We start from the raw sequence: 7,135 nt of genomic DNA, 5'->3' as shown, positions 1-7,135 counted from the left end.
GTGGGCGCTGGGGTGGGCGCTGGGGTGGCGGGTGCCCGGCCCCGCCGCACTCGCGGACCTCGCCGGCGGGCTGCCGGCCTGGGTGTTCGTCCCGCTGCTCATGGTGGTCGTCCCGCTCCTGACACCCGTCTACGGGGGTGAGGAGTTCGGCTGGACCTCCTTCCTCAGGCAGCGGCTGTTCCCGGGGCGTCCGGTGCGGGCCACGGTGGCGACCGGGCTGATCTGGGCGGTGTGGCACTATCCGCTGGCGTTCACCGGCTACATCGAGTTCACCGACGTGCCCTTGGGGCTGGCTGTCTGGACGGTGTCGTTCCTGTTCCAGGAGGCGCTGCTCGGCTGGCTCTACGACCGCTCCGGCAGCGTATGGGTGGTGTCCCTGGCGCACGCCGGGAACAACATGGTGCTCTCCCTCCTCACCGGCTTCCTCCTCGGTGAACGCGCGGGCCTCGGCGTGAACACCGTGACGCTTCTGACGACGGCCCCGGCGGTCCTGGCCTGCGCCGCGATCGCCATCGGCGCGCGCCTGCGGGCGAAATCGCTTGCCCACGTGCGGACGTCCGTGCGAGCCTCTGACGACACCTCAGGAAAGGGCTGATCGTGACACTCGGCATGGTTCTCGGCGACGTCCCCTCTCGCGCTTCGACGCGGGAGCGGTAGCCCGGCCTGCCCTGACACGCCCGCCCGTGCCCGGCACGGGCCGCCCTCCTCCCGCTCCTCGTCGAAGTGCTCGTCGTGCCCCTTGCGCGTTCGATCACGAGGAGTCCCCCGTGTCCACGATCCACTGGACCGAGTACCGCACCCCCTTCTCCGCCCGCTGGCACTCCGAGAACGCGACCCCGCCGCCCGACCGGGTCGTGGTCGTGGACGACCGGATGACAGCGGACACCGCCCACCGGCTGGCCTGCGAAGGCACGGCACTGCTGTGGCGCGGTGACTTCCACAACGCCCGCCAGTTGCTGCGGGCCATGGGCCGCCGCGTCGACCGGAAGGCTCCCCGGCCGGACGACGATCCCGCCCGGTCCTTCCTGCTGCACCGCCGGGCCCGCGGGCACCGGGCCCGGGTGCTCGGCCGGCTGCTCGTGCTGCTGGAGGACGACCACTCCCTGAGCCTGCGCAGGGCTCCCGACACGCGTCAGGCGTGCGCGGAGGCGTACGGGCCGCCGCGCGGGGCGACGGCCGTCTCCCTCACCGAGCTGCTGGGCGTGCTCGGGGCGCGCGAGTGGCGCCGGAGAGGGGTGGAGGTGCCGGCGCTCGGCGCGCGTATCCATCCGCACTACGGGGTGTTCGCGCCCGTCAGGGGCGAGTACGTCGACCTGGTCGCACGGGCACCGCTCCCGGCCCCGGCGCGTGGACGGGCCGGCCGGCGGACGGCGTTCGACCTCGGCACGGGGACGGGGGTGCTCGCCGCCGTCCTGGCGCACCGGGGCGTCGAGCGGGTCGTGGCCACGGACATCAGCCCGCGCGCGCTGGCCTGCGCCCGGGAGAACGCCCGCCGGCTCGGGCTCGCCGGGCGCGTCGACGTCATGGACGCGCCCGGGCTGTTCCCGGACGGCCGTGCCGACGTCGTCGTCTGCAATCCGCCCTGGCTTCCGGGCCGGCCCGCCTCCGCCGTCGAGCAGGGCGTCTACGACCCGGGCGGCGGGATGCTCCACGCCTTCCTGGACGGGCTCGCCTCCCGCCTCGCACCCGGCGGGGAGGGGTGGCTCGTCCTGTCCGACCTGGCCGAGCGGCTGGGGCTCAGGACGCGGGGCGAGTTGCTCGCCCGTATCGGGGGCGCGGGGCTGCGGGTGGTGGACCGGACCGGCACCCGGCCCCGGCATCCCCGCGCACGGGACACGGCGGACCCCTTCCACGCGGCGCGCGCCGGGGAGGTCACCTCGCTCTGGCGGCTGACCGTCGCGTGAGCGCGAGGCGTCGTCGCGGGTCCCCCTCCTGGGCGCGTATCCCCCCATGGGTGCCGTGACCCCCGCCGACCGGCGGGGGAAATGGGCCCTGAGAGGTATCCGATCATTGGCCATTCGGCCGTTACCGCCGGTCACACCCGGCGTGAATTCTGAAGTCCGCACCGGGAATTCCACGACGGCCGCCTGCCCTGGCCGTCGTGGGCCCTTTCCTGCCTCGGCGGCTCCCGAAGGACGGGGGCACCACGAAAGGGATTCCGGTGCCGCTGTCGTGGACTGAAGAAGGGGAACGATGAGCAATCGGACGGGGCGTTCCGCCCTGCGGCGTACGGCGATGACGGCGGTGGCGACGGCCGTGGTCCTCACGGTGACCGGCGCGGCCGTCGCCGAGGCGGCCCCGCCGGCGGGGCCGGAGAACGGGGGCGTGAGCCGGCAGGTCATGGCTCCCGAATACACGCACATAGCCGTGGACAAACAGAGCGCGGGGCTCGACGGCCTCCGGCGGACGCTTCACGAAAGCGGCCTCCAGACCGCGGAGCACCGCGGGGTCGAGCTGGCGCCGGGAAGCGTGAAACTCGGCCACCACCAGCATGTGTTCATGTGGGACTCGACCACGGCGAAGGGCGTCGAGGGCGCCAACGAGATCGAGGCGCGCGGCAGCGCCGTGCGTGTGAAGATCCGGTGGAACGAGCTCAAGGAACAGGGCGGTCTGCTGGGCCGCGGCAATCTCAAGGGCGACAACGGGAAGCTCGGCGGGAAGTCCACGAACGGCGCCTGGGCCTACGAGGGCGACATCCCGCGCGAATACCTGTTCATCGTGGGGGTCGACGACCCCCGTAATCCCGGAATGCGCGACTGGCTGGCCGGCAAGGGGTGGCCCGAGGGCCACGGCGTCTGCGAGGCCGGCCCGTCCGGCGGCAGGTCGAAGCGGTCCGTCGGCGCGTGCGAGCGGGGCGAGCCGGAGGGCGGACGGCCGGAGGGGACCCCGCCCGGCGAGAACACGGCGAAGCCGCCCGTGGACCGGGAACGGCCCGGGGCCGGTACGCCGGAGAGCACGGAGGCGCCGGCGGCCCGGCAGGTGGAGGAGGCCTTCGCCCGGCTCGCGGCCAAGTACTCCCTGAACGTGGCCGGGGCCGGTGGCCGGAAGCTCACACCCGCCGATGTGCACGCCCGCATCCGCGGCTACACGAACCTGTCCCCGGCGGCGAAGGCCGGCGTCCGGGCGCAGCTGAAGAGCGCCGGCGGCACCGCCAAGGGGGCCCTTCTGGTGACGGGCGCCGCGCTGTGGGCCAAGGGCGTGCACGACGCGTTCGCGCAGGACACCACCAGCCTCGACAAGGCCGCGGCCATCACGGCGATCGTGCCGTTCATGGGCTGCGGGACACAGGCCGGGGCCGACGCCGAGCACGGCCGGACGGACGCCGGGGACACGATCGCCTGCCTCGGCGGCGACGCGCTGACGGTGTCCCCGCTGTGGCCGCTGGGGCTGACGGTCCACGGCGCGCGCTACTTCAGCCAGAAGTGGCAGGAGGCCCAGATCCCCTCGGTGACGGTCTTCCAGCAGACAAGGGACAAGGCGTGGGAGGAGGCCTTCCGGGCGTTCCGCGCCGACGGCTTCGAACGGCTCGTCAAAGCCGCCCTCGCGACCGAGCGGGAGCAACTGGAGGCCGAGAAGGCCGTGATCCTCCACGACGCCGCCGAGGAGATCGCCGCGGTGGAGCGCCGCTTCGCCGGGCTGCGCGCCGACGCGGCCACCGACGCGGACCGCGAGCGGGTGTCGGCCAATTCCAGGATCCTCACCTGGAGCGTCGAGAAGCGGGCCCGGGAGCGCGTCGAGAAGCTGCCCGGGCAGCTCCGGCGGCACTACGACAAGGCGGTCCGGGACGCGCTGCTGGAGCGGGCGCGGCAGTACAACGAGGAGTTCGTCAAGCAGCAGGTGGACATCGAGCGCTGGAAGGAGGACTCCTGGCAGTCGGGGGTGGCCGGGCCCCGGCAGTCCCGCGAGGAGCGGCAGAAGTACCTCGACACGGTGGTCAACCTGCTGCGCGACACGCCGCCGCCCGTGCCGCACGAGAACGAGATCGGCCTCGGGGTCGACCGGGTGCGCGTCTCGCTCGAGCGGGAGCGGAACCAGGGCTGACGGACAGGGACGGCCCGCCCCCCCGGGCCCTTGCCTGTCGGTCCGTCATACCGCCTCGAACGCAAGACAAGAGACGCTCCGTCGCCCCGGCCGCGCACCGCACCGGGGCGGCGGAGCCGGCGTCCGGCGGGCCTCCCGGAGGCGGCGAAATTCCCCCTTCACCCCAAAGGTTCCGCCCGCCTTGCCGATTGGCCCAACACGCCTGTTTCTTATATCGTTTGGCTCCGACACCGCGAAAAAGGAGTGCCCAATGGCAGTCAAGTTCGAGCAGGTTGAAGATTCCGAAAAGGAAGCACCGGGCGTCGAGCCGGTCGCCGTTCCGGTCGGCGGGCAGGAAATCACAACGTACTGGCGGCGTATTTTCCACGACGACCTCAATCCCGAGGTGACCGAGGACGTCTTCACCGTCGAGATCCTGGCCCCGGTCATGAGCACCGAGGAATACGAGACCGACGAGCAGAACGAGGACGGCAGCTTCAAGCTGGCGACCCGTCCGTGCATGACCCACGAGCGTCGTGAGGTGGACCTCGGCAAGGAGTCCATGGAGAAGCTCCTGGAGGCCCTGAAGCCGTTCCTGGACGCCTCCCGCGAGGCCCAGCCCCTCCCGCAGCAGGCCAAGAAGCGCCGCGCCAAGGCCCCCAGGGCGACCGTCGACGGCCCCGCGTAGGGAACCGGGCGCCGGCACCGTCCGGCGCCGCCCGTAAAGGCGACCACTCCACCGGGGGTCGCCTTTTTTCATTTCCCCGAAATGCCGTGCCGCAGCACCGGCTGATAGACCATCGGGACCGCACGAGTGGCCCGTGGGGTGATCGCCGTTCATCATGGCGGCATGCGCCGCGTCCGCGCCTTCCCGGGCCTGCGGCCGCCGGCCCGGGACTTTTCCTCCGGACGGGCCCGTCCATTTCACCCGTCCGAAGGAAAGGGCACCGCCCATGCCCCTCGACCCGGATCTCGCCGGCCTCCTCGACCGGGCGAACGCCGTCACCGCCGCCCCCGTCCGGACCACCGACCCCGAGGTGCTGCGCGAGGCCGAGCGGCTGCTGTCCGCCGCCACGGCGCCGGCCGAGCCCATCGACGTCGGCTCCGTGCAGAACGGCGCGGTGCCCGGGCCCGCCGGGAACGTCCCCGTGCGGATCTACTGGCCCGTGGACGAGGGCCCGGTCCCCACGGTGCTCTACTTCCACGGCGGCGGCTGGATCACCGGCGACCTCGACAGCCACGACCATGTGACCCGCCGGCTGTGCCGGGACACCGGCGCGGTCGTCGTCGCCGTCCACTACCGCCGGGCACCCGAACACCCCTTCCCCGCCCCCTACGAGGACTGCCTGGCCGTGGCGCACCACGTCGCCGACCACGTCAAGGAGTACGGGGCGCGGCGCGACCGCCTCGCCGTGGCCGGGGACAGCGCGGGCGGCAACCTCGCCGCCGTGATCGCCCAGACCTTCCGGGACGAGGGCCGCCCGCTGGCGGCCCAGCTGCTCGTCTACCCGGCGACCGACTTCGACGGCGAGTACCCCTCGCGCGCCGAGAACGGCTCCGGGTATCTGCTCACCCGCGAGGACATCGCCGGCATACAGCACCTCTACGCGGGCGACGACCCCGCCGTGCGCGGCTCGGCGCGGGTGTCGCCGCTGCGGGCCCGGAGCCTCGCCGGACTGGCTCCCGCGATCATCGGCACCGCCGAGTACGACCCGCTGCGCGACGAGGGCCTGGCCTACGCGCGGGCCCTCCGGGACGCCGGTGTCGACGTGTTCGTCCACACCTACGCCGGGCTGATCCACGGCTTCCTGAACGCGTTCCCGGTGTCCGCCGCCGCGGACGCCGCCGTCGGCGAGCTGTTCGCGCGGCTCAAGCGGCTGCTGGACGGCACGGCCTGAAAGGATGCGGCGCCCATGAGCGACGTCAACGGCCGGCCCGGCGGGCCCCGGCCGGCACCCGCCCCAAAGCCGCCGCCCCGGGCGCCTTCCGCCGCCCCGCGGCCGGGACTGTGGTGGCGGTGGCTGCTCGGCGGGCTGGTGCTGTGGCTGCTCGCCGTCTTCGTCACGTACACCACGCAGAACTCGAACCCGTTGCCGACGCTGATCCTGCCGGGCAGTTTCCTCGTGCCGGGCTGCTTCACGCTGTGGGCCTACGAGAAGCACGGCCGGGTCCTGGGCGTGGACCTGCTGCGGGCTGCTCGTCGTCGCCCTGCTGGGGGTGGTCTGGCTGATGTCCCTGACCCGGCGGGCGGCGCTCAGCCGGTGAACAACTGACGGAGCTTGAGGGTGAGTTCGTAGACGCCGTAGGCGAAGGGGGCTCCGACCCACAGCCAGCTGAGGACGAACAGTGCCTTACGACCTGTGGTCACAGCGCGACTCCCTCGTCCGGCGCGACGGCGGTGCGCTTTTCCGCATCCGTGGGTTCGTGGTGGCGGGGGTGGACGGGGCGTACGAACTCGTTCGCGGCGAAGCCCAGGGCCAGCACCCCGATCATGACGAAGAAGGACGTGGTGTACAGGCCGGGTCCGGTGTGACCGGCGGACTTCCCCGCGTCGGCGATGGCGTTGACGATGAGGGGGCCGAGGATGCCGGCGGTGGACCAGGCGGTGAGGAGCCGGCCGTGGATCGCGCCGACCTGGTAGGTGCCGAAGAGGTCCTTGAGGTAGGCGGGGACGGTGGCGAAGCCGCCGCCGTAGAAGGAGAGGATGACGGCCGCGCAGATGATGAGCACGGGTTTGGAGGAGCCGCCGGTCAGCGCGATCAGCAGGTACATCAGCGCGCCGGCGCCGAGGTAGAGCCGGTAGACGTTCTTCCTGCCGGCGGCGTCGGAGACGGAGGACCACAGGATCCGGCCCAGCATGTTGGCGAGCGAGAGCAGCCCGACGAATCCGGCGGCGGCGGTGGCCGTGACGGGCGAGGACGACTCGGCGAAGAAGTCCATGATCATCGGTGCGGCCTTCTCCAGGATGCCGATGCCCGCGGTGACGTTGGCGCACAGGACCACCCACAGACACCAGAACTGCGGGGTGCGCAGGGCGGTACGGGCCGACACCTCGGCCGTGGCGGCCGCGGGGCGGGCCGGTGCGGCGGCGCCCGCGCCCTCCCCGCCATCGCCC

7 protein-coding genes are annotated in these 7,135 nt (G+C 72.9%); 6 read left to right on the top strand and 1 reads right to left on the bottom strand.

The genetic code is table 11. From position 1 onward, the window contains the following. The 6 genes from K6I33_RS28795 to K6I33_RS28770 form a co-directional block, all read left to right on the top strand. A partial coding sequence (locus K6I33_RS28795) for a CPBP family intramembrane glutamic endopeptidase (RefSeq protein WP_229357470.1) occupies positions 1-595 on the top strand: 595 nt, incomplete at its 5' end. A 172-nt stretch (positions 596-767) separates the two neighbouring features. Continuing rightward, the gene (locus K6I33_RS28790) at positions 768-1,904 is read left to right on the top strand and encodes a class I SAM-dependent methyltransferase (protein ID WP_229357469.1); all 1,137 of its coding nucleotides are present in this window, start codon (positions 768-770) and stop codon (positions 1,902-1,904) included. Positions 1,905-2,193: 289 nt separating this feature from the next. Next, positions 2,194-4,041, top strand: coding sequence for a hypothetical protein (locus K6I33_RS28785; protein ID WP_229357468.1), 1,848 nt, complete (start codon positions 2,194-2,196; stop codon positions 4,039-4,041). Between the two features lie 250 nt (positions 4,042-4,291). Then, a complete protein-coding gene (locus K6I33_RS28780) occupies positions 4,292-4,708 on the top strand; it encodes a hypothetical protein (protein ID WP_229357467.1) in 417 nt (138 codons plus the stop codon). A gap of 265 nt (positions 4,709-4,973) precedes the next feature. Beyond that, positions 4,974-5,918 carry an alpha/beta hydrolase gene (locus K6I33_RS28775; protein ID WP_229357466.1) on the top strand — a complete coding sequence of 315 codons (945 nt, stop codon included), beginning with the start codon at positions 4,974-4,976 and terminating at the stop codon, positions 5,916-5,918. A gap of 15 nt (positions 5,919-5,933) precedes the next feature. Beyond that, entirely contained in the window at positions 5,934-6,293 is a 360-nt protein-coding gene (locus K6I33_RS28770; RefSeq protein WP_229357465.1) for a hypothetical protein, read from the top strand. 91 nt (positions 6,294-6,384) lie between these two features. On the opposite strand, the gene K6I33_RS28765 is transcribed toward K6I33_RS28770, so the two are convergent. Next, positions 6,385-7,135: MFS transporter (locus K6I33_RS28765; RefSeq protein WP_229357464.1), on the bottom strand; the 751-nt coding region annotated here is incomplete at its 5' end.

Source organism: Streptomyces sp. UNOB3_S3, assembly GCF_020740895.1.
Taxonomy (GTDB): Bacteria; Actinomycetota; Actinomycetes; order Streptomycetales; family Streptomycetaceae; genus Streptomyces.
Note: the sequence above shows the minus strand (reverse complement) of the source record. Positions and strands in the feature narration are given on the sequence as shown.